23 protein-coding genes and 4 pseudogenes are annotated in these 22,773 nt (G+C 59.7%); 26 read left to right on the top strand and 1 reads right to left on the bottom strand.

What is annotated here, in order from left to right; genetic code table 11:
- Nucleotides 1-132: 132 nt before the first annotated feature.
- Nucleotides 133-2,700: a DNA mismatch repair protein MutS gene (mutS, locus tag JFV26_RS22380; protein WP_201195879.1), complete on the bottom strand. Its 2,568-nt coding sequence runs from the start codon at nt 2,698-2,700 to the stop codon at nt 133-135.
- Nucleotides 2,701-2,920: 220 nt separating this feature from the next.
- On the opposite strand from mutS, the gene JFV26_RS22375 reads away from it, so the two are divergent.
- The 26 genes and pseudogenes from JFV26_RS22375 (at nt 2,921) to JFV26_RS22255 (ending at nt 22,771) form a co-directional block, all read left to right on the top strand.
- Nucleotides 2,921-3,655: a LexA family transcriptional regulator gene (locus JFV26_RS22375; RefSeq protein ID WP_201195484.1), complete on the top strand. Its 735-nt coding sequence runs from the start codon at nt 2,921-2,923 to the stop codon at nt 3,653-3,655.
- Nucleotides 3,656-4,178: 523 nt separating this feature from the next.
- Entirely contained in the window at nt 4,179-4,520 is a 342-nt protein-coding gene (locus JFV26_RS22370) for a phage holin family protein (RefSeq protein WP_201195483.1), read from the top strand.
- 23 nt (nt 4,521-4,543) lie between these two features.
- On the top strand, nt 4,544-5,056 hold the full coding sequence (locus JFV26_RS22365; protein WP_201195482.1) for a hypothetical protein: 513 nt from the start codon (nt 4,544-4,546) through the stop codon (nt 5,054-5,056).
- A gap of 2 nt (nt 5,057-5,058) precedes the next feature.
- Nucleotides 5,059-5,670, top strand: coding sequence for a phage baseplate assembly protein V (locus tag JFV26_RS22360; protein ID WP_201195480.1), 612 nt, complete (start codon nt 5,059-5,061; stop codon nt 5,668-5,670).
- 11 nt (nt 5,671-5,681) lie between these two features.
- Entirely contained in the window at nt 5,682-6,014 is a 333-nt protein-coding gene (locus tag JFV26_RS22355) for a phage baseplate protein (protein ID WP_201195478.1), read from the top strand.
- A complete protein-coding gene (locus JFV26_RS22350; protein ID WP_201195477.1) occupies nt 6,011-7,006 on the top strand; it encodes a baseplate J/gp47 family protein in 996 nt (331 codons plus the stop codon). Before JFV26_RS22355 ends, JFV26_RS22350 begins: the two co-directional genes overlap by 4 nt.
- Nucleotides 7,003-7,638 (top strand): phage tail protein I, encoded by a 636-nt coding sequence (locus JFV26_RS22345; protein ID WP_201195476.1) that lies wholly within the window; start codon nt 7,003-7,005, stop codon nt 7,636-7,638. Before JFV26_RS22350 ends, JFV26_RS22345 begins: the two co-directional genes overlap by 4 nt.
- A pseudogene (locus JFV26_RS33735) lies at nt 7,639-8,435 on the top strand (phage tail protein); the annotation flags it as partial. It abuts the gene before it with no gap.
- Between the two features lie 366 nt (nt 8,436-8,801).
- The gene (locus tag JFV26_RS35025) at nt 8,802-9,170 is read left to right on the top strand and encodes a gp53-like domain-containing protein (RefSeq protein WP_446739943.1); all 369 of its coding nucleotides are present in this window, start codon (nt 8,802-8,804) and stop codon (nt 9,168-9,170) included.
- Nucleotides 9,171-9,620, top strand: coding sequence for a phage tail assembly chaperone (locus tag JFV26_RS22335; RefSeq protein ID WP_201195475.1), 450 nt, complete (start codon nt 9,171-9,173; stop codon nt 9,618-9,620).
- A gap of 90 nt (nt 9,621-9,710) precedes the next feature.
- Entirely contained in the window at nt 9,711-9,896 is a 186-nt protein-coding gene (locus tag JFV26_RS22330) for a hypothetical protein (RefSeq protein WP_201195474.1), read from the top strand.
- Between the two features lies 1 nt (nt 9,897).
- Nucleotides 9,898-11,063, top strand: a pseudogene (locus JFV26_RS22325) (phage tail protein).
- Nucleotides 11,063-11,569, top strand: a complete 507-nt coding sequence (locus JFV26_RS22320; protein ID WP_201195473.1) for a phage major tail tube protein — start codon at nt 11,063-11,065, stop codon at nt 11,567-11,569. Before JFV26_RS22325 ends, JFV26_RS22320 begins: the two are co-directional and overlap by 1 nt.
- 204 nt (nt 11,570-11,773) lie before the next feature.
- Nucleotides 11,774-12,357 (top strand): annotated as a pseudogene (locus tag JFV26_RS22315) (phage tail assembly protein).
- Nucleotides 12,358-12,485: 128 nt separating this feature from the next.
- On the top strand, nt 12,486-13,688 hold the full coding sequence (locus JFV26_RS22310; protein ID WP_201195472.1) for a phage tail tape measure protein: 1,203 nt from the start codon (nt 12,486-12,488) through the stop codon (nt 13,686-13,688).
- Nucleotides 13,643-14,680: a hypothetical protein gene (locus JFV26_RS22305; protein WP_201195470.1), complete on the top strand. Its 1,038-nt coding sequence runs from the start codon at nt 13,643-13,645 to the stop codon at nt 14,678-14,680. The genes JFV26_RS22310 and JFV26_RS22305 overlap by 46 nt, the downstream gene beginning before the upstream one ends.
- Complete coding sequence (locus JFV26_RS22300; RefSeq protein WP_201195469.1) at nt 14,680-15,063, top strand: phage tail protein; 384 nt, start codon at nt 14,680-14,682, stop codon at nt 15,061-15,063. Before JFV26_RS22305 ends, JFV26_RS22300 begins: the two co-directional genes overlap by 1 nt.
- Nucleotides 15,056-15,268, top strand: a complete 213-nt coding sequence (locus tag JFV26_RS22295; protein WP_201195467.1) for a tail protein X — start codon at nt 15,056-15,058, stop codon at nt 15,266-15,268. The genes JFV26_RS22300 and JFV26_RS22295 overlap by 8 nt, the downstream gene beginning before the upstream one ends.
- Nucleotides 15,269-15,277: 9 nt before the next feature.
- Nucleotides 15,278-16,294, top strand: a complete 1,017-nt coding sequence (locus JFV26_RS22290; RefSeq protein WP_201195465.1) for a phage late control D family protein — start codon at nt 15,278-15,280, stop codon at nt 16,292-16,294.
- A gap of 268 nt (nt 16,295-16,562) precedes the next feature.
- The gene (locus JFV26_RS22285) at nt 16,563-17,144 is read left to right on the top strand and encodes a phage tail terminator protein (RefSeq protein WP_201195464.1); all 582 of its coding nucleotides are present in this window, start codon (nt 16,563-16,565) and stop codon (nt 17,142-17,144) included.
- A complete protein-coding gene (locus tag JFV26_RS22280; RefSeq protein WP_007907211.1) occupies nt 17,141-17,323 on the top strand; it encodes a DUF2635 domain-containing protein in 183 nt (60 codons plus the stop codon). Before JFV26_RS22285 ends, JFV26_RS22280 begins: the two co-directional genes overlap by 4 nt.
- Nucleotides 17,323-18,819 (top strand): phage tail sheath subtilisin-like domain-containing protein, encoded by a 1,497-nt coding sequence (locus tag JFV26_RS22275; protein ID WP_201195462.1) that lies wholly within the window; start codon nt 17,323-17,325, stop codon nt 18,817-18,819. The genes JFV26_RS22280 and JFV26_RS22275 overlap by 1 nt, the downstream gene beginning before the upstream one ends.
- Nucleotides 18,820-18,886: 67 nt before the next feature.
- On the top strand, nt 18,887-19,234 hold the full coding sequence (locus JFV26_RS22270) for a phage tail tube protein (RefSeq protein ID WP_201195460.1): 348 nt from the start codon (nt 18,887-18,889) through the stop codon (nt 19,232-19,234).
- The gene (locus JFV26_RS22265) at nt 19,231-19,527 is read left to right on the top strand and encodes a phage tail assembly protein (protein ID WP_054047093.1); all 297 of its coding nucleotides are present in this window, start codon (nt 19,231-19,233) and stop codon (nt 19,525-19,527) included. The genes JFV26_RS22270 and JFV26_RS22265 overlap by 4 nt, the downstream gene beginning before the upstream one ends.
- A gap of 130 nt (nt 19,528-19,657) precedes the next feature.
- Nucleotides 19,658-21,549, top strand: a pseudogene (locus tag JFV26_RS22260) (phage tail protein).
- Nucleotides 21,536-22,771 carry a DNA circularization protein gene (locus JFV26_RS22255; protein ID WP_201195459.1) on the top strand — a complete coding sequence of 412 codons (1,236 nt, stop codon included), beginning with the start codon at nt 21,536-21,538 and terminating at the stop codon, nt 22,769-22,771. The pseudogene JFV26_RS22260 and the gene JFV26_RS22255 overlap by 14 nt, the downstream one beginning before the upstream one ends.
- The last annotated feature ends 2 nt before the right edge of the window (nt 22,772-22,773 follow it).

The raw sequence follows: 22,773 nt of genomic DNA, 5'->3' as shown, positions 1-22,773 counted from the left end.
CTCCTCAGGCGGCGGCAGCGGAGCCCCTTCACGTTGGGGTCGCCAGGTTCGGGAGCGATAGTCTGCTGGCCAGGCTATTAGCCAGCAGCATCCCAAACCGCGCGAGATTCTAACAGCTTGCACGCAAGTGCGTTAGATCCGTGTCTTTAGTGTATAGAGCATTTCCAGCGCGCGTCGCGGGCTCATATCGTCCAGATCCAGTTTAGCCAGTTCATCGAGCACCGGATGCGGCAGGCTGGCGAACATGTCGCTCTGCTGCGGTGCGGCCGGCTTGCCTTTGACTGCCTTGGGCACTTCGTGCGGCAGGGCAGTGGCTTCCAGTCGGCCCAGGTGCTCGCGGGCACGCACGATCACTTCACTCGGTACACCGGCCAGTTGCGCAACCGCCAGGCCGTAGCTCTGGCTGGCCGGGCCAGGCAGTACGTGGTGCAGGAACACGATGCGTTCGTTGTGCTCGGTCGCGTTGAGGTGCACGTTGGCCACCAGCGGCTGGGCTTCCGGCAGTACGGTCAATTCGAAGTAGTGGGTGGCGAACAGCGTGTAGGCGCGTAGATACGCCAGACGCTCGGCGGCGGCCCATGCCAGGGACAAACCATCGAACGTGCTGGTGCCGCGTCCGACTTCGTCCATCAGCACCAGGCTGCGTTCGGTGGCGTTGTGCAGGATATTCGCGGTTTCACTCATCTCGACCATGAAGGTCGAACGGCCACCGGCCAAGTCATCACTGGAACCTATCCGGGTAAAGATCCGGTCCACCAGGGACAATTCACAACTGGCCGCCGGCACGAAGCTGCCGATGTGCGCCAGCAATACGATCAACGCGGTCTGGCGCATGTAGGTGGATTTACCGCCCATGTTCGGACCAGTGATCACCAGCATGCGGGTGTTGTCATCAAGGCTCAGGTCGTTGGCCACGAACGGCGTGCTCAGCACTTGCTCGACCACCGGGTGACGACCCTGACTGATACGCATGCAAGGCTCGCTGACGAAGCGCGGGCAGTTCAGGTCGAGGTTCAGCGCACGTTCGGCGAGGTTGCTCAACACGTCCAGCTCGGCCAGTGCGGCGGCGGTGTCCTGCAACGGCGGCAGTTGCGAAATGAGGTCTTCGAGCAGCGCTTCATAGAGCATCTTCTCGCGGGCCAGCGCGCGGCTCTTGGCCGACAATGCCTTGTCTTCGAACGCCTTCAGCTCCGGTGTGATGAAACGCTCGGCGCCTTTGAGCGTCTGGCGACGGATATAGTCTGCCGGCGCGGACTCGGCCTGCTTGCTTGGCAACTCGATGAAGTAACCGTGAATACGGTTGTAGCCGACTTTCAGGTGCGACAGGCCCGTGCGGGCCTTCTCGCGGGCTTCGAGGTCGATCAGGAACTGCCCGGCGTTTTCGCTGAGCGATTGCAGGTCGTCCAGCTCGGCGTCGTAACCGGTTTTCAACACGCCGCCGTCACGGATGACGGCCGGCGGGTTGTCAACAATGGCTTTTTCCAGCAACGCCGCCAGTTCCGGGTAGGTGCTGGTGGTCGCCGCCAGTTGAATGATGTGCGGGGCTTCCAGCTCGGTCATCGCCACTTGCAGCTCGGGTAGTGCACCGAGGGCGTCGCGCAGACGCGCCAAGTCACGAGGACGGGCATTGCGCAGACCGATCCGCGCCAGAATCCGCTCGATGTCGCCGATTTCCTTGAGCTGTGGTTGCAGCTTCTCGAAGCGGTAGCCGTCGAGCAGGCAGGTGATCGAAGTCTGACGCGCGAGCAACACGGTCAAGTCCCGCAGTGGACGGTTCAACCAACGGGTCAGCAAACGGCTGCCCATGGCGGTCTGGCAGCGATCAACCACCGATTGCAGGGTGTTTTCGCGACCGCCGGCCAGGTTGGTGTCGAGTTCCAGGTTGCGACGGCTCGCGCCGTCCAGCACCACGGTGTCGTCCAGACGTTCATGACGCAGGCTGCGCAAGTGCGGCAGGGCGGTGCGCTGGGTTTCCTTGGCGTAGCTGAGCAGGCAGCCGGCGGCGCCGATGGCCAGGGTCAGGTTCTCGCAGCCGAAGCCTTTAAGGTCCTGGGTGGAAAACTGCTGGCAGAGACTTTTGAGCGCCGTATCACGCTCGAAATCCCACGGCGCACGACGACGAACCCCACGGCGTTTTTCCGCCGGCAGATCCTTTGGCCAGTCATCCGGGATCATCAGCTCTACCGGGTTGACCCGCTCCAGTTCCGCCAGCAGGTTTTCCCAGCCTTTGATTTCCAGCACGCTGAAGTTGCCGCTGGTGATGTCCAGCACCGCCAGACCGAACAGACGCTCGTCACCCAGCACCGCCGCGATCAAGTTGTCCCGACGCTCATCCAGCAGCGCTTCATCGCTGACAGTACCCGGCGTGATGATCCGCACCACCTGACGATCCACTGGTCCCTTGCTGGTGGCCGGGTCGCCGACCTGCTCACAGATCACCACCGACTCGCCGAGCTTGACCAGTTTGGCCAGGTAACCTTCGGCTGCGTGGTAAGGAATCCCACACATCGGAATCGCCTGACCAGCCGACTGCCCGCGGGCGGTCAGCGTGATGTCCAGCAACTTGGCGGCCTTCTTCGCGTCTTCATAGAAGATCTCGTAGAAGTCACCCATGCGGTAGAACATCAGCTGGTCAGGGTGCTGGTTCTTCAGGCGCCAGTATTGCTGCATCATCGGCGTGTGCGAGGACAGATCGGAGATAGCTTTATTCATTGGAAATCAGGAAAACTCGTTGAAAGGTGTAGGGCAAAGGAGGGGCATCGGCCCGGCTTTTCCGCGATGGGCGCAAGGTTAACATGAGCGGTCCGCCGGACGCAGGCATCAAAGGCTTGCGGCACATGTCTGCTTTTTATTCGCGTTTCATGCGTTTTATGCGTTTATGCATTTGCTTCCAGAAAAAAGATCAAGCACTATTCGCGTTATGCAAAAACGCAACGTATCTACCGTCTTAAGAGCACTGCTCGATCAGCACGGGATCTCCCCCACGGAGCTTCACCGTCGCACCGGCGTGCCTCAATCCACACTCTCGCGGATCCTCAGCGGGAAGATCGTCGATCCTTCGGATAAACACATCTCGAAGATTGCCGAGTACTTCTGCGTGAGCACCGATCAGTTGCGCGGGCGCGCAGATGTCGCGCCGGCTGCCGCTGGCGCGCGCGATCAACTACATTCCGAACTCAAGGACATAAGCTTGTGGGACGACGATACCCCGGTCGATGATGACGAGGTGTCGGTTCCCTTTCTTCGCGAGGTTGAATTGGCTGCAGGATCAGGAAGATTCGTCATCGAAGAAAGCGAGCGCTCCAGCTTGCGCTTCGGCAAGCGCAGTCTGCGTCACAACGGGGTGCAGTTCGACCAGGCCAAATGCGTGACAGTGCGCGGCAACAGCATGTTGCCGGTCCTGCGCGACGGCGCCACCGTCGGCGTGAATGCCGGCAAATGCGCGATTGGCGACATCGTCGATGGTGACTTGTACGCCATCAACCATAACGGCCAGTTGCGGGTGAAACAGCTTTATCGCCTGCCGACCGGCATCCGTCTGCGCAGCTTCAATCGCGATGAGCATCCGGATGAGGACTACACCTTCCAGGAAATCCAGGAAGAGCAGATTGTCATCCTCGGTCACGTCTTCTGGTGGGGCATGTACGCCCGCTAACCTTACCGCCGTCCGCTAAAACCCGCCCCTCGGCGGGTTTTTTTTCGCCTGCATAAAACCATCCGCGCCAATGCCTGCGGGGCTTTTATGCGGATGTGCATTGCAAGTGCATAAATAAATGCATTTATGCATTGACTGTATATGCATCAACGCATATTCTTTGTCCCAAGCCGCTCAACAAAGCGGCTCGAAACGAAGCTCTTTAGTTCCACCACAAAGGCAGCGATGAACCGGCCTCAACGGTTCAGAGGGTTGGCAACTGACCGGGTGTGCAGCGTAAAGCACCAGAAGCAGTTATCCGGCGGGCAGGGACCGCGGTCGGAAAAACAATTTGAATGGGCTCGTACCGCGCCAGTAGCGCCGAAAAGTCAGCTTCCTTTTTTGTACACAGGACGAAAGGAAGGCAAAGGACCGCATTACTGAAAAGCCCGGCCAAGCGCCGGGCTTTTTGGAATGCCTACCTCAAGAGACAACGTTTGAATCCACTACATACCACTCATCAATCACCCCCAGGAGGCGTGACATGACAAACGAGCAACAAGCGTTAGCGGACATGCCGATCTGGCTGGTCATCGTCCTCGCCCTGGTGGGCGGGGTATCCGGCGAAATGTGGCGGGCCGACAAGGAAGGCGCCCGAGGCTGGGCGCTGTTGCGGCGCCTGGCATTGCGCTCCGGGGCCTGCGTGATCTGCGGGGTCTCCGCCATCATGTTGCTGTACGCCGCTGGCGTGTCGATCTGGACCGCGTGTGCGTTTGGCTGCCTTACGGCGATGGCTGGGGCGGATGTGGCCATCGGGCTTTACGAACGCTGGGCTGCGAAGCGCATCGGTGTCTGTGACGTCCCGCCGCGTCCGGATCAACAATAAAACGGCGGCACAGGAGGTCACTAATGCCCGTTGTCATCGAAAAACCTTCGCAGCTTGTTTCCGCTATTGCCGAAGCATTGCGCATCGCCATTCCCAGCGTGAAGGTCGGCAGTCCTCAAGACTTCGACAGCACCGGCGATTCGCCCCAGGTACTGATTACGATCGAACACGATGCGCCAGGCGAGCGTGCCAATAGCGGACGCATCGCCCATGTCCTGACCGTGTCGCTGCAAGCCGTGTTGCCCTCTGCGGGGTTGGTCACTTGCGACCTGGCCAGTGACTTGAAAAACCTCGTCACCGACAACCGCTGGAAGCTGCCGGGTGATCAATGTGACCTGCCGATGGACATTGATGGCATCGCCTCCACGTTCATCCGCAATACACGGCAATACAACGCCTGGACCGTTTCATTCACCCAGACGCTGTACCTCGGGCCGCTGCTGCTGGAGGACCCGACCGGGATCCCGAAATTCGCCCGTACCTGGGAAGTGTCGAACATCGACGACCCGGATCAATACACCGCACTCGAGGGCTAGCCATGTTTGACGCGCTGCTACGTATGCAACTGGGCCCGATCATCGAACGACTGGCGCAGATGGAGACCGAGCTTGAAGACCTGTATCGGCGCGCCGACAGCTTTTGTCGCATCGGCGTGTGCCAACAGGTCGATGCAGCCAGCAACACCTGCAAGGTCAGCCATGGTGAATTGCTGACCCCGGCGATCCGTTTTTTTAACCCTAGCGCCGGGGCACAGAGCGAGTCGCGGATCCCTTCCGTGGGCGAGCAATGCCTGCTGCTGAACCATGGCGGCGGCGAGGGCGGCGGCCAGTCGGTGGCGCTGTTCGGCCTTAACGGCGGTCAATTTCCGCCGGTCTCGACACAGGCTTCGCTGACGCGTCGCCTCTATCAGGACGGCACGGAAAGCAGCTACGACGACGCCAGCCATGTCTTGCACTGGACGAACGGCCCGGCGGCATTCTCCGGTTCTCGCGAATCGCTGGAGCTGAGCATCGGCCCCGCCCGACTGGCCATGACGCCCCAGGCGATCACCTTGCAACTGGGCGCGGTCGGCTTGCTGCTCGACGCGTCCGGTGTGCACCTGAGCGGCCCGGTGGTGGATCACCAGGGCCGCGTCATCAGTCCGGCATAAAGAGTTTTCCCATGATCGGAATCGATAGAGACACCGGAGCAACGGTCGACGACTGGCTGCAGTTTGTGCAGCGTGCGACCCGGGCGCTGACGACGCCCTTGGGCACCCGTCAGAAGCGTCCTTTGTATGGCTGCCAAATCACTGAGCTGCTGGGGCAGAACCTCGGCGACGATCTGCTGATCCTTGCGCAAAGCCACGCCGCCCAAGCGTTCTACAACAGGCACAACGGCATCGACGATTTTGAGCCCCAGGTCATTGTGGCCAGTCGACACGGTGCCGGTTTGTTGTTGCGCTTCGCCGGTACCTGGAAAAACCGCCAACAAACCTTTGAGGTGGTGGCATGAGTATGTTGATACCTGGCCAGAATCAATTGGCCGAACCTTCGATTGTCACCGTCGAGGTGTTTGAGGACCTGCTCGCAGAGTTCAAGACCTTCGTCGTGGACTACGTTGGCGCCCGCTCCCCCGAGAGTGCGGCAAAGCTTGTGGTCAGCCTGGAAAACCAAAGCGAGTTGCTGACCCTGGCCCTCGAGGCCTTTTGTGTGCGGTTGCAAACCCACGAACGCAAATACAACGCCCGCATCAAGCAGATGCTGGCCTGGTGGGCCACGGGCAGCAACCTCGATGCTCGCCTGGCGGACATGGGGCTTGAGCGTCAGTTGCTGGACCCGGGCGACCCGGCGGCGTACCCATCCATCCCGCCGGTTTTCGAAAGCGACGATGACGCCCGGTTGCGCTACTACCTGGCGCCGCATGCACCGGCAGCCGGTTCGCGGATGCAGTATCGCCGGGAGGTGTTCACCCTCGGCGAACGGCCAGCGGTGAAAGTGGAAAGCGCCGCTGCGGGTGTGGTGACAGTCATCTACACCTTCGACCCGGACGGCTTCGCGGCGCAGGTCAAGGATGGCAACGGACGTCGTACGGCGCCGGGTGAAGTGATGGTCACGGTGCTTGCAAGGGAGGGCGATGGCACGCCGGCCGCCGCGTTGCTCGATGGTGTTCGCCAGCACTTTGCACGACCGGATGTATGCCCGGAAACCGATCACGTCACGGTGCAAGGCGCGCAAATCAAGAACTACAAAATCCGCGTGGTGGCGAAGATCAACGCTGGCCCGGATTCGGGGCTGACCAAAGTCGCCGCGCAACAGCAGTTACAGGCGTATGCCGATGCTTGTCATCGGCTGGAAGGGCGGGTCGACCCGAGCTGGATCGACTACACGCTGCACAGTGCCGGCGCGGTTCAACTGCAAATCCTTGAGCCGCTGGTGCCGATTGTGACCACGGCTTTCCAGGCCCCGTACTGCACGGACGTCGAGGTCGAGGTGGATACGTTATGAGTAACGACACACCTCGTCCTAGCCTGTTGCCGGCCAACAGTTCAGCGCTGGAAAGGGCGCTTGATCTTGGTTTCGGTCGAATGCTTGATCGCATCGATCCGCCATTTCCCGAACTGATGAACCCCGCCTCAACACCGCTGTCGTTCCTGCCGTACCTCGGTGCGGATCGCGGGGTCAGCGAGTGGAGTTCGGAGGCTGGTGAAGCTGAAAAGCGTTTGACGGTAGAGCTCGCCTGGCCCACCGCCCGGCAGGCCGGTACTCGAAAGGCACTGGAGAACGCTGCCAAAGGCTTGCAACTGCAACCCGAAGTGCTCGCCTGGTACGAGCAAACACCGCCCGGCCAACCTTACAGTTTTTCCGTCAGGGCCTTCACCGAGCAGCCCTACAGCGAAGACATCGATGCGCGTCTTGATCGACGCCTGGCCGACGCCAAAAGCGAACGCGACACCTTGATCATCTCTGTGGGCCTGAGCGCCTTCGGCAGTCACGTTATCGGCGCCGCCACCCTGTGCGGCGAACTGACCACGGTGTACCCGATTGTCATCGAAGGGCTTGAAGCCTCGGGCCAGGTCTTTATGGCCGCCGGGCTCTATGCCGTCGAAACCTCCACTATTTATCCTCAGGGGTCCTAAATGGCCGACTATTACACCCTGCTCACCAACGCGGGGATTGCCTACGAAACTGCCTGCAAAGCGGCGGGCCTGCCGATCAAGTTGTCACAGATTTCCGTCGGTGACGGCGCCGGTGCGGTTTACAACCCGGCGGCGACCGACACTGCGCTCAAGCGCGAAGTGTGGCGCGGGCCGCTCAATGCATTGTTCCAGGATGAAAAAAACCCGAGCTGGTTGCTGGCTGAAGTGACCATTCCGCCGGATGTTGGCGGGTGGTATGTGCGGGAGGCCGGGATCTGGACTGATACCGGGATTTTGTACGCCATCGTTAAATATCCGGAGTCGTTTAAACCTGTGTTGGCGACGTCAGGTTCGGGAAAGGAGTTCTACATTCGCTCGATTTTCGAGACCAGTAATGCGGCGTTGGTGACGCTGTTGATCGATGACACGGTGGTCAAAGCGACTCGTGCGTGGGTGACGAATTATGTCGCTGACGAACTCGCGAAGCTGGACACAAAGCAGTCGGCTCGAGTTGCGACCACTGCGAATATCGTTTTAAGCAACGCACAAACTATTGATGGTGTTGCTGTTGTTTCTGGCGATCGGGTGTTGGTCAAGAACCAGACTTTAGCAAAAGATAACGGTATCTATATTGCTTTTGACGATGTATGGGTTCGTGCCAAGGATGCCGATACCGGTTTGAAAGTTACTTCCGGCCTGATTGTTTCAGTCGAAGAGGGGGCTCGCAGGCAGATACGCGGTGGCAACTAGTCACGGATGGCTTGATTGTGCTGGGGGCGACCAATCTGGCATTTCAGAATGTCAGCAACGGATTTGCTCCTCTTGCTTCGCCTGTATTCATTGATCGGCCTAAAGCTCCAACGCCGGATGTGTTTAGCAATGACACAACATTGGCGACCACCGAGTATGTACAGCGGGCACTGGGCAGCTATGCAGGGCAAACCAATTACGATGGTGACAAGCAACTTACTGTTTCAGATATAGGCAAGCTTACTATCTTCACAGTGCCCGCTACTGCGACGCTTCCTGATTGGACAACAGTACCCCCAGGGGGCCTAGTCACCATTTTCAGTACCGCTGGAGTTACTGTAAAAACCAGGAGCAGTGAAACGCTTGGTACTCAAAACGGTACGCAGGGGTTTCTTCCAATCGCGGCACAAACGATGGCTGTCTTTAGACGTTTACTGCTTGCCCCAGGCTGGAGCCTGGATACAGGGGATGCAGCACTCAAATATTCACCACTATTCAAATCGAGTCTAAAGGCTAGCGGGTATCAAGCAAATCCTAGTGGAATGCTGGACCAGTGGGGGATAGGTCAAGCGGATGCCAGTGGGAATGTTTATGTCACGTTTCCCATTTCTTTTCCTGTCGGGTTCAGTTCAATAGTCGGTAACCATGAAGGCGGTGACATTGCTGTCGTCATTCTGGCCTCGGGAAGTCAAACGAAGCAGGGGTGCACTTTAAAAATAAAAAATCTGGCCGGCCAGCCGGGCGTTAACTGGGCTGTGCATTGGCGTGCAGTGGGGTATTAAATGAGTGATCAAGTGATTTTTTTCAGTCCGAGTACCTGTGGCGCTTATCAACCTAGCCTTAATGGCGAAGATATTCCGGATGATGTTTTGGAGGTTCCTTTGGGATATTGGCAGGACATCCTTCATGGCCTATCGGTCAGCCCCAAGAAGGTAGCTGCACGTCAATCTGATGGTTACCCAATATTGGTCGATCCACCACCGTTGTCTGCTGAAGAGCTGGCAGACAACGAGCGAATTTGGCGAGATGTCCAGTTGGCGGGAACTGACTCACTGGTTGTGCGACACCGTGACGAACAAGAGGAAGGTGTCGCAACCACACTTTCTACGACGCAGTACGCGGAGCTGCAAACCTATCGCCGTACGCTTCGAAATTGGCCGGAAGCTGGAGAGTTTCCATTGAGCGAGCACCGCCCTGCGGCTCCGTCCTGGATGTCCGAACACACCCAATAAACGCACCGCCGGGGCGTTTTCTTATCCGCCAATCAACACCCAACAGCCCCTTCCTAAAAAAGGGGCTTTTTCGTCTCTGGAGAAACCCAAATGGCAGAACGCCAAACCTACACCGTCCTCGTCCCGTTCCCCGTTGGACGTGGCCACTGGTCAACCGCTGGCCAGGAGCTCGACCTGCTCGACGTCGAAGCCAACGCACTGCTCAGCGCCGGTCGCCTGGCGCTGAAATCCACATCCACCCCGGCCGAACAGGCCGCTGCCAAGAAGGCTGAATAACATGGCTGAGGTTTTGAACTTCGAGCACAACGGCATCACCGTCAATGCCACTGAATCCCCCGAGGCCATGGGTGGCCTGGGTGACAACGTCATTGGCCTGGTTGGCACTGCGCCGAATGCCGATCCACTGATTCCGCGCAATTCGCCGTTCCGCATCAACAGCTTCACCACTCAGGGGCTGCTCGATCCGACCGGCGCCGAGTCGGGCACGTTGTACCAGGCGGTGTACCAGATCCTGAAAGTGGTGAAGGTCCCGGTTTACGTGGTCATCGTCGAAGAGGGCACGACCCCGGCGGACACCGCGAACAACGTGATCGGCGGTGTCGAGCCGGTGACCGGCCGCAAACTGGGCCTGGCCGCGCTGAGCGGTGTGCCGGAAGACCTGACCATCATTGGTGCACCGGGCTTCACCGGCACCAAGGCGGTGGCCAGCGAATTCGCTTCGTTCGGCAAGCGCATCAAGGCTCGCGTAGTGCTCGACGGCAAGGACGCCGCGGTCGCTGATCAAGTGACGTACAGCAAGGACCTGGGCGGCGATGACCTCGGTTTCGACCGTTGCCTGCTGGTGCACAACATGCCGGCGGTGTACTCCAAGGCGGCGAAGAAAAACGTGTTCCTGGCACCATCGAGCCTGGCCATCGCGGCACTGGCCAAGGTCAAGCAGTGGGAGAGCCGGGCAACCAGGTGACCTACGCCGAGGACGTGTCGCGGGTCGTGGAATACAACATCCTCGACACCTCCACCGAAGGTGATCTGCTCAACCGCTACGGCATCAGCTACTACGCCCGTACTGTCCTCGGCGGCTTCTCGCTGTTGGGTAACCGTTCGATCACCGGCAAGTTCATCAGCTACGTCGGCCTGGAAGATGCGATCAGCCGCAAGCTGGTGAAAGCCGGCCAGAAAGCCATGGCCAAGAACCTGACCAAGTCGTTCATGGACCAGGAGGTCAAGCGCATCAACGACTGGCTGCAAACCCTGGTCGCCGATGAAACCATCCCTGGCGGCAGCGTGTACCTGCACCCGGAATTGAACAGTGTCGAGAAGTACAAGAACGGCACCTGGTTCATCGTCATCGACTACGGCCGTTACGCGCCGAACGAACACATGGTTTACCAACTCAACGCCCGCGATGAAATCATCGAGCAGTTCCTGGAGGATGTTCTCTAATGTTTACCAACCGTGTAAGACAGGCCATCGCGGCCACCCTGCAGGGCCTGCCGTTGTCGGCGACGGTGGAAAGTTTCGCCCCGCCAAAGATCGACTTCGCAATGGAAACGATGACGGGCGGGCGTTTTATCGGCGAGGACATGGTCAAAAGTGCCTCTGTGTTGACAGCCACATTGATGCTGCAAGGCATGGGCCCGGAAGTCATGCTGGCCCTGGGTGTAAAACTGGGTGACGACATTCTGCTGAACGTGCGCGAAGCCGGTCAGGATCAGGACGGCAATACCTGGTTCACCTACCACACCGTTGGCGGCAAGCTGAAGTCCTTGAGCGAATCGGCGGTCAAGATGGCCGATAAGCCGATTACCACGCTTGAACTCACCTGCCGCACCTACAACCGTCTCGAAAACGGCATCCCGGTGATCGACATCGACGTGCGCACCCAGAAGTTCATGCTCAACGGCGTCGACATCCTCGGTGATGCGCGCCGCGCCGTGTTGCTGCCGTAAACCCCGCAACACTCGCCAGTTAAATGCGATCCATGTGGGAGCGAGCCTGCTCGCGAAGAGGCCGGCACATCCAGCATTGATGTTGACTGACCTGCCGCCATCGCGAGCAAGCTCGCTCCTACAGGGTCTTTGCCAGCCCTCAGATCTGCATTCGCTAACCGGCATTACGCAACACCTCCCCACGATCCACCAAGGAATTCATTCATGTCCTGGACGCCTCCCGTTCACGTCTTGCTGTCGCCGATCGCCGCCGACGACCAGTCGCAGATCGAGCAGATCCAACTCAAACCGCTGTTTTACGCCGCGCAGAAAGAAGCCCTGGCCCGTGCCGGCGACGATGAGGACGATCAGTTCTTCGAACTGGCCAAACTGGCCACCGGCCTGTCGGTCAAGGAACTGGATCAGCTCAAACGCCCGGACTACGTGAGCATCGCGCAGTACGTGCACGAAATGTCGACTCGCCCGGCCTCGTACTTCCTGGCACAGGACGCCGAAGCTGGCGAAACAGCGAGCGACCCCGATCAAGTGCAACTGCTGCAACCGCTCAAAGCGGGGGCCGCAGCCTGACCGCGCTGACCCTGGAAATGCCAGTGCTGCGCGCCACCAAAGCGATGAAAAAGCTTAAAACGGCCAAAGAACGCGCCGAGTTCATCACCGCCCATTGCACCGGGCTGATGCTGCCCGATCTGGACCTGTTGACCGTGCCCGACTGGACACAGCTTCAGGTACGCATCGACGATTTTTTAAACAAACCGGCGGACTTCTTTCGGAGCGCGACATCGAAGTAATCCTCGATGTGGTGCCGCTCATTTACCTGGTAAATGAAGCGGAAATTCTGGAATGGGACGTCGGCAAGGCCTTGCGCCGCTACGACATCGCGATCACTCGCCTTGGCGTGAAACAGGAGTAAAGCGGGATGGCAGAGAGTAAGTATTCGCCGCCCGATGCGCAGATAAATCGCATTGAGCGACCGCAACTCGGCAGTGCGTCTGCAACGCCGGGGCTTGCCAGCTCCAATGAACCTTTCTTGGAACTGAACCTGGCGCTGACTACCGCCAGCCTCGACATTCGCCTATTGGTGGTTGAGCAGGAAAAGCTGCGAGAAACGTTGGCATCGCTGAACGGTGCCCTGGCGTCGCAGCAGTCGTTGCTCAAGGCGAATACTTCGGTGCCTGCTGCTAGCAGTGAGCCAAAGTCAAAGCTCAACGCCGAGGTGGATCAGCGTGCACCGCCAGATTTGCTCAAGTCTGCGATGGCCTCCGAGTTGGCGATGGTTGAGCTCAATCAGGTGCTGAAGCTGGACAATATTCAGCTTCAGAAACTGTCGCAAGCCAACCAGATAGTGGCCAGCGACAAGCAAGTTGCTCCAAGTGGGGCAACCGTAGTTCAACTGGCCCAGGTTGAGTTGGCGGCGGCAAAAGCGGGTATCGGGGGCGGGCCCGACCCGGTCAAAAAGCAGGACGATCTACTAAATTTCACCCGCGATAGTGCGGTGACGGCGTCGGCATTCGGTCTCGACGTCAAGGCCGCCAGTGAGATGCTGCTGGGCTGGCGCACGGCGATGAAGCTCGATAGGGGACAAAGCCTGAGCCTGGCGGATGCGACCAACCATCTTGGCAACAGTGGCCTGAATGTCAAAGCGGCCGATATTGGCTCGGTGGTGCAGCAAAGTGGCGAAGCTGGCATCGCCTCGGGCTTGACGCCTGAACAGGTGGCGGCTCTCGCTGCGGCGTTCCTCAATAGCGGCGCAGACAAGGCCGGTGCCGGTGTGGCGTTGAAAAGTTTCACCTCGGGGTTGGCCAAGGGGGATGCGGCTTCACCGGAGCAACGCAAGGCCTGGACAGAACTGGACTCCCGATTCAATCCCACGATGGTGGCCGACGGCCTGCGCACGGATCCATTGGGAACGATTAACCTGGTGCTTGAAGCACTGAAGAAAAAACCTGAGCCAGAACAGCAGTCGCTGACGAAGACTCTGTTCGACGATAACGGGGCAACTCTTGAGTTGCTGAAAAAACCGGAGGATGTCCAAAAACTTTTCTGCAGGTGTCCGAGAGAACTAAAGACGGGGCGTTGCCGAAGTTCGCAGGCTCCGTCGCGCAAACCGCCGAAGCACTAGGAGAAACCTCCCAAGGGCGCTGGAATGCGCTGGATGCGAGTAAAAACCGGATGTTCGCCGCGGGTGGTAATGCCCTGGCACCATTGACTGATGGCTTAATGGTATCGCTCCGCGCGTTGGCCAATGGCTTGAGCGGCGTTGCTGAAGCACAACCCAAAACCACCGCGGGATTGCTGCTGCTCGCAGGGGCTATCGCCTTGGCGCGCGGCGCCGAAATCAAAGTCGCGATGGCGTCAGCCATCACTGCTGCGGCAACAAAGCTTCTGGTTCTGGCCGGTGCGCGACAGATTCCCGAGGCCGGTGATCCGATGGGCACCGCCAAGGGCAGCGGGCGTAAGGGCAAAAAATCACCTCGAGGCGCCAGGACCGGAAAAGTCACGACCGCGAGAAAAGCCGCGATCAACCCCGTCCCCGGAAGCGTTGCCAGTCTGGCACCCATGTCGACCAAGAGCCGCTTGCTGGGTGCGGCCAGAATGGGCTCGGCGGTCACTAAACGCATCGCGCCGCTGGGGCTGCTCAGCGCTGGTTACGATCTCGTCAAAGGGCTGCGCGAGGGCGATACCAAGGCCGTCGGTGGGGCATTGGGCAATGCCGGTGGTGGGCTCGCCGGTACTTATGCTGGCGCGGCTGCCGGCGCCATGATCGGCAGCGTGGTGCCTGTTTTGGGTACGGCGGTTGGTGGCGTGATTGGTGGTTTGCTGGGTGGTATGGCGGGGAGTTGGGGAGGGGAGTGGTTGGGTGAAAAGCTCGCCGCACCTACTGATCAACTTGCCGCTCCGGGTGAGGTCGCAAAGGATCTCAGCAGTGCCCAGACGAGCAACCAACAAAATACGGTTAACGCGAACATCTACATCAACGGTCAGGATCAAGCCAGTGCCACTCAGTTGGCCAATCTGGTCGCGCAACAGATTTCCAGCCAATTCGGACTCATGTCCATGCCCGACTCACTCGCGATGCGCAGTGATGCGGCCCTGACCGACGGAGGTACGTGATGCGTCAGCAAATGGCCTTGGGCAGTTTCATCTTCGGGCTGTCCAGAAACTTCGCTTACAACAACTTGGTTCACACGTCGGATGGCGGCTGGAAGAGCATCGACATCCTTACCAGTAAACCCAAGTCCAGTCAGGTTGGCCAAGGCCTGCAAGTACTGAAGATAACCGGCAAGTCGATGTACGCGACCGCCATGGATCGGCTTGATGAGCTGCGTACGTTGCAGGCCTTGCGCATCCCGTTGCCCCTGGTTGACGGCATCGGCCGCAATTGGGGCTTGTGGCAAATAACCAATGTGTCGGAAACCCAGTCCTTCATCATTGATGACGGCACTGCGATGGTGGTCGATTGGATCATCGATTTGACGGAGTTCGCCAATGCGTAGGGTTCGGAGTATTGCTGGTGATTCAGTGAATCTGTTGCTGTACCGCGAGCTGGAGCGTTGTGACGATGCCGTCGAGGCAGCGCTTTGGCGTCTCAATCCGGGGTTGGCTGAATATGCCCCGGTATTACCGGCGGGGGTGTGGGTTGTGCTGCCGGAAGTGGATTCAAAACCCGTTGCACCCACACCGGTTTCGGCCTGGGATTAAGGAGGCTGCATGTCACTGGGTTTCACTCCTTCGGTGGAAATTTACGGCGCAAATGCTGCGCTGCTCAACGAACGATTGCTTTCCTGGACGCACGTCGATGCGGCGGGGATCGAGTCCGATCAACTGACCCTTACGATCAGTCTGGAAGGGCTTGAAGGGCTACCCAGCCTGGGTGGAAAAATTGGCCTGCAGGTCGGTTATCTGGAGTCTGGGCTGGTGGATAAAGGCCAGTTCGTCATTACCCGGCTGACGCCGACGTTATTTCCCCTGCGACTGACGCTGGTGGCCATGGCGGCGCCGTTCAGTGCGGCGGACCAGACCGGTTTCAAGCAGCGCCGATCAGTCAGTCATGGTCCGACGACCTTGGGCGCGCTATTTCGTGAATTGACATCCAGGCACGGCTTTTCTCCTCGTGTAGCCCCGGAGCTGTCGCTGATGAAAATCGCGCACATCGATCAGTCCAACGAAACCGATATGGGTTTCCTGACCCGGTTGGCCTGGATCCATGACGCCGTCGCCAAGCCAGTCAACGAGCTGTATGTGTTGGCGCGAAAAGGGCAGGCGAAGTCGTTGTCGGGCAAAGTGCTGCCCACCATCAAACTGTCGGTGACGACCAATAATCGCCCAGGTGATAACGCCTTTATCTCCGCCATCCTGGATGAAACCGCCCGGGCGAAATACCAGGGGTGCAAGACCACGTGGTGGGACGCGGCGGCTGGAAAAGTGCGCGAGGAGCAGAGCGGGATCGCGCCGTTCAAGACCCTGCGTCAACGCTATCAGAGTGCCGACGACGCCAAGGCCGCCGCCGAAGGTGAAACCCGCCGGATGATGCGCGAAGCGCTCAAGGTGAAGATCGACTGCCCTGGCAATCCGCAATTGTCCGCCGAAGGCATCGTACTGCTGGACCCCACCTGGCCGGACTTCATGCGCGGTCGCTGGTCGATCGACAAGGTCACCGCCAGCGGCGATCGCAAAGACAGCTATCGCTGCAAGATCGAAGCGACCTGCCTCGACGCCAAGGCCTGACGCAAAGCCGCTGTGGGAGCGAGCCTGCTCGCGAAGACGGCAGCCTATCCAACATCGATATCACCAGACCCACCGCTTTCGCGCGCAAGCCCACAGTTTGCTCCGCGTCAGGCTCAGAACCTGCATTGAACCGAGATCCCCTGTGGGAGCGAGCCTGCTCGCGAAGAGGCCGGCATATCCAGCAGCAATGTCGCCTGACTCACCGCCATCGCGAGCAAGCTCAGCTCCTACACGAGCAGCGCCTTTCATAAAATTATGGAGCACCTCCATGAAGATCACTCCGATCCTCACGCAGTTGCGTGAGCAATGCCCAACCCTGGCCAATCGAATCGCCGCCGGCATCGACCTCGCCACTCTGCAAGCCAACAACCCGCTCACCACGCCTTGCGCCTACGTCGTCCCCATCGCCGACGTGGCCAGCAAAAGCCTGGCGCAAAACCTGTCCCTGCAACCGATCCGCGACCGCTTCGAAGTGACCCTGGTGCTCGACACCACCGACGCTACAAAAGCGCTGGATCTGTTGCACGACCTGCGCGCCGAACTGTGGCGCGCACTGGTGGGTTTCAAGCCCGGAACTGACTACGAGGCCATCGAATACGAAGGCGGCGAGCTGGTTTCCATCAGCAGCCGTGCGTTGTACCGCTTGCGCTTTTTCACTGAATTCCAGCTTGGCCGCAATCTGCCGGGGCAACCCGCGGAGAGCTGGCACGAGCGTGAACTGGACGGTTTGTCGTCCTTTACCGGGGTCACCGTGCGGGTCGATGCGATCGATCCGGCCGACCCCAATCTGAAACGCCCAGGGCCCGACGGGCGCCTGGAACTGACTTTCTCTGGAGATGTAACCCCATGAGCAAACGCATCACCGTGCTGCCGGCCCCTGGCCGTGTCGTGCCGGACCCGGAAGCGGGCGATCTGTTGCCCCTCGAGGGCCGTGAAGTGCCGGACAACGCCTGGTGGCGTCGACGTTTGGCCGATGGCGATATCACTACCAAAGCCGTGAAAGCGGCAAAACCACAGGGAGCCAAATAATGGCGATCGGATTCAGCAACATCCCCGCGGACATTCGTGTTCCGCTGTTCTACGCCGAGATGGACAATTCGGCAGCCAATAGCGCGTCGTCGGCCATGCGCCGGTTGATCGTCGCCCAGGTCAACGACAACATCGCCCCGGCCGACGTCGGCAAGCTGGTGCTGGTGTCCAGCGTTGCACTGGCCAAGAGCATTGGCGGCCAAGGCTCGATGCTGGCCTCGATGTACGAAACCTGGCGCAAGACCGACCCGATCGGCGAGATCTGGTGCCTGCCGCTGCACAACACCACCGGCAGCATTGCCAAGGGTGTGGTGACCCTGACCGGCGCAGCGACCCAAAGCGGAGTGCTCAACCTGTACGTCGGCGGCGTTCGCGTTCAGGCGTCCATCGTCAGCGGTTTCACCGCGGCTCAAGCAGCCACCGCGCTGGCGCTGAAAATCAATGCCTCGGCGGACCTGCCGCTGTCTGCGGTTGCGGCCGACGGTGTCGTGACCCTGAGCGCCAAATGGACCGGCGACAGCGGCAACGACATCAGCCTGCAATTCAATCGCCTGGGCAAGAGCAACGGCGAAGAAACCCCAGCCGGCCTGACCGCTGCTGTTACCGCCATGACCGGCGGCGTCGGTGTGCCGGACCAGGTCGCTGCCGTGGCGGCGCTGGGCGATGAGCCGTTCGAGTTCATCTGCATGCCGTTCTCGGATCTGAGCACCCTCAACACCTGGCAAGCCGTCATGGATGACAGCACCGGTCGTTGGTCCTGGGCCAAGCAACTGTTCGGTCACGTCTACAGCGCCAAGCGCGGCACCCTCGGCACATTGGTTGCCGCAGGCCAGGTGCGCAACGACCAGCACATGACCATTCAGGCGCTGGAGCCGGGCGTTCCACAACCGTTCTGGGTCCAGGCCGCGGCACTGGCTGCGCGCACCTCGGTGTTCATCTCCGCCGACGCCAGCCGTCCGACGCAAAGCGGCAGCCTGCCAGGTCTTGACCCGGCACCGGCCAGCGAACGTTTCACCCTGACCGAGCGTCAGTCGCTGCTCAACTACGGCATCGCCACCGCGTACTACGAAGGTGGCTACGTGCGCATCCAGCGTTCGATCACCACCTATCAGAAAAACGCTTACGGCCAGGCTGACAACTCCTACCTGGACAGTGAAACCATGCACCAGTCGGCGTTTATCGTGCGTCGTCTGCAAAGCGTGATCACCAGCAAATACGGTCGCCACAAACTGGCCTCCGACGGCACCCGTTTCGGCGCCGGCCAGCCAATCGTCACCCCGAGCACCATTCGCGGTGAACTGATTGCCCAGTACGCCAAACTCGAACTGGAAGGCCACGTGGAAAACGCCGAGCTGTTCGCCGAGCACCTGATTGTCGAGCGCGACGTGCAGGACCCGAGCCGGGTCAACGTGCTGTTCCCGCCGGATTACATCAACGGCCTGCGGGTGTTCGCACTGCTCAACCAATTCCGCCTGCAGTACGACGCCGCCGCTTAAAAACTGCGTTTGAGTATGTGATTTCAGCCCACCCCGCGTGGGCTTTTTATTTGAAGGGAGAAACACCATGGGTCAACTGATTGCGGGCACCTGCTACGTCAAAGTGGACGGCGCTCAACTGACCATCAACGGCGGCTGCGAAGCGCCACTGATGTCCACCAAACGCGAAACCGTCGTACCGGGTTTCTACAAGGAAACCGACGTCGCACCGTCGTTCAAAGTGACGGCGCTGCACACCGCGGACTTCCCGCTCAAGCAACTGATCGCCGGCACCGACATGACCGTGACCTGCGAATTCAGCAACGGCAAAGTCTACGTACTGGCCGGTGCCTACCTGATCGAAGAGCCGGTTTCCAAAGGCGATGACGCCACCATCGAACTGAAATTCGAAGGCATCAAGGGGACCTGGCAATGAGCGGCGCCGTGAAGCTTCAGGTTGCGATCGAAGCTCACGGCGAGCCTTTGACCGAACTCAACCTGCGCCGTCCGACGGTGCAGGAAGTGCGGGCAATCAAGGCGCTGCCGTACAAGATCGACAAGAGCGAAGAGGTCAGCCTCGACATGGACGTCGCGGCCAAATACATCGCGGTCTGCGCTGGTATCCCGCCGTCGTCGGTCAACCAGTTGGACCTGGCTGACCTCAACGCATTGAGCTGGGCCGTCGCGAGTTTTTTCATGAGTGCGGCGTCGGAGCCATCACCGACCTGATCGCAGTCGCCTATGACCTGGCCTGGTTCTGGAAGGTTGACCCCGAACAGATGATGGCCAGGCCACTGGATGTGCTCCGCGAATCCCTGGAGCACGCGCAACGGATCAATGCGATGCAGCAGGTGCAGTGATGGCAGACGAAAACACGATAACAAAATCGGTGCTGTTGACCGGCATCGATGAACTGTCACCCAAGCTCAAAGCCCTCGTCTCGAAGGTCGACAGCTTCAAAAACAACCTTGAACGGGCCGGCCTCGGCAAACTGGATATCAGCGGTCTGTTCAAGGGCGGCAGTGTGATCACGCCGTTCGTGGAGGGGATCAAGGCGTCCGACGCGTTCAAGGGCAAGCTGGCCGAGGTCGGTGAGGCTGCAAAAGGCGTCGATATGCCGAATGCTCCCCAAAGCGCTGCGCAATCGATGAATGTCTTCAGCGATTCGATGAGCAAGGTTTCCGCCTCCATTGACGCGGCATTGGCCCCCGCTGTCGGCGCGTTGGTGGTGGGGCTGGAGCCATTGTTGACGGGGGTAGGGCGCCTGGTTGCCGACAACCCGAAACTGGTCGAGACGCTGGCGACTGCCGCCATCGCGTTCTCGGCAATGCAAACGGCGGTCACCGGGGCGACCCAGGTTTTTGATCTGATGAGCTCGGTGCTCAAGGTCAATCCGATCATGCTGATTGCCATGGGTGTTGCCCTGGCCGCCGGTTTGATCATTGCCAACTGGACGCCGATTTCTGCGTTCTTTGTCAACCTTTGGGGCGGCATAAAAAATTTCGCCGCGAGCGCGATGGCGGTACTACGCAAGGTGTTCAGCTGGACGCCGCTGGGCATGGTGATCGCGAATTGGGGGCCGATTACCGGGTTCTTTTCCGGTATATGGGAGGGTATCAAAGCCGTGACCTTGACGGTGGTGGGTTACCTGAAAACGGCTTTTTCCTGGACACCTTACGGGATGATCATCGACAACTGGGCCGGGTTGACCGGCCTGTTCTCGGCGATCTGGGAATTGCTCAAGGTCCTGACGGTGCCGGTGATTGATTTCCTCAAAGGCCTATTCGACTGGACGCCGTTGGGCATGATCATCAACAACTGGGGCGCTATCACCGGTTTCTTCAGTTCGATCTGGACGGCCCTTCAGCCGGCGGCCCAAGTCATCAAGGATTTCTTCGGCACGCTGTTCGACTACTCGCCGCTGGGGATGATCATCAACAACTGGGGCGCTATCACCGGTTTCTTCAGTTCGATCTGGACGGCCCTTCAGCCAGCGGCCCAGGTCATCAAGGATTTCTTCGGCACGCTGTTCGACTACTCGCCGCTGGGGATGATCATCAACAATTGGGGCGCCATCAGTGCGTTCTTCGATCCGCTGTGGGCCGCTCTGCAAGCCTCGGCGCAAGTGGTCAAGGATTTCTTCAGCGGCGTGTTCGAGTGGTCCCCGATGACGCAAATTGCGGCCAACTGGCAGCCGATCAGTGAAGTGTTTTCGGCGCTGTGGGGCGTGTTGCAAGCGCTGGCCGCACCGGTGCTGGACTTTCTGCACGGGATGTTCGAGTGGACACCGCTTGGGCAGATCATCAAGAACTGGGGACCGATCACCGAGTGGTTCGGCGAGCTGTGGCAGAAGCTGCAAACCGTGATCGCACCGATCAAGGCGCTTTTCGACGGCGGCTTCGCCGGGCTGGTGGCGAAGGTCACCGGCAAAGTCGAAGGCCTGACCGAAGCACAGCGTCAGACCAATGCCGAAGGCAAAGGTGAACTGGCGCCGACATTCTTTAGTGCGAGCCCGACGCCAGCGGCGAACGGAGCATTGCAGGGTGGTTCGTTGACCCAAAACTCCAGCGCGCTGATCCAGCAAAGTGCCGCCAACAACCGCACGCAACTCGAGGGTGGCCTGACGGTTCGCTTCGAAAACGCGCCGGCCGGGCTGCGTACCGATCAACCGCAAACCAACCAGGGCTGGCGCTTTCTTCGCGCATCGGCTATCGCTCGCTCTCTGCAGGAGGCTCCAATGAACTGGCGTGACCGTTTGCTGCCGGCATCCTTTCGCGGTGTCGGTTTCTGGATCGACCAGGCGAAAACCCCGGTGGGTCGTAAAGGTCAGTTGCACGAATATCCGCAACGCGACCTGCCGTTTTTCGAGGACCTGGGCCAGCAGGCCAAGACCCATGATCTGACGGCGTTCATTGTCGGCCCCGATTGCCTGGAACAGCGCGACAAGCTGCTCAAGGCGCTGGAGCAGGGCAGTGGTGAGCTGGTGCATCCGTGGTTGGGCCGGTTACAGGTCAAGGTTGGCGAATGCGACATGACCCACACCCGCCAGGACGGCGGGCTGGTGACCTTCGCCCTGAAGTTCTACCCCGATCAGCCGCTGCCGTTTCCGACCGCGACCGTCAGTACGCAAAAGGTGTTGCTGGCCAAAGCCGATACGTTGCTGGGGGCGGCGGTGGCGCGCTTTGAACAGGCGATGACCCTGATCAAGGCGGCGCGGATCGGCATCGCCAATCTACGCAACAGCCTCACCGGAGTGTATGAGGTGATCAAGGAACAGCTCAAACCGCTGATCGAGCAATACCGGCAGGTCACCGAACTGGTCAAAGCGGTCAAGGAGTTGCCCAAGGAGGTGGCGGCGCAATTCAAAGGCTTGCTCGGCGATATCAAGTCGCTCAAGGCGTTCGCGAAGGAGGGTTATCGTGGCGTGATTGCCGACGTCTCCCAACAACTCGAAGACATCCGCAAGGCCGATGCGCCGAAGCTCACCACCGGTAAGGACACCACCGCCGCGGCGCAAGCCGTGGCCGATCTGGTGCAGGACACGCTGTTGGTCAAAGTGGCGCAATTTGTCGCGTCGATGCCGGTGGCCACCAAGCCGGTGAAGACACCGTCGACACCGTCTCTGGAGCAACAGGCGACGCAACCGGTCAACCGTGACGAAGTACCGGTCATTAACGATCTGCAAGTGTTGCAAAAGGCATTGGCCGCAGCGATCAACCCGATGCTGGACAAGGCGGGCCCCGCGCATTACCAAGCCATCGACGATGTGAAGCAGGCGCTGATCGCGCACCTCAAAGCGGTGGCGTCGTCCGGTGTGCGACAGGTCAACAAGTCTTTCCAGGACAGCCTTCCGGCGTTGGTCGTGGCCTACAAGCAATTTGCCGATGCTACACGGGTCGACGAAGTGACCCAGAGCAACGGCATTGCCCATCCGGGGTTCTTGCCGAACGCCGTGAAAGTCTCCGGGGAGTGAGC

Source organism: Pseudomonas sp. TH31 (assembly GCF_016650815.1).
Classification (GTDB): domain Bacteria; phylum Pseudomonadota; class Gammaproteobacteria; order Pseudomonadales; family Pseudomonadaceae; genus Aquipseudomonas.
This window is presented reverse-complemented; position numbering and strand designations above follow the sequence as displayed.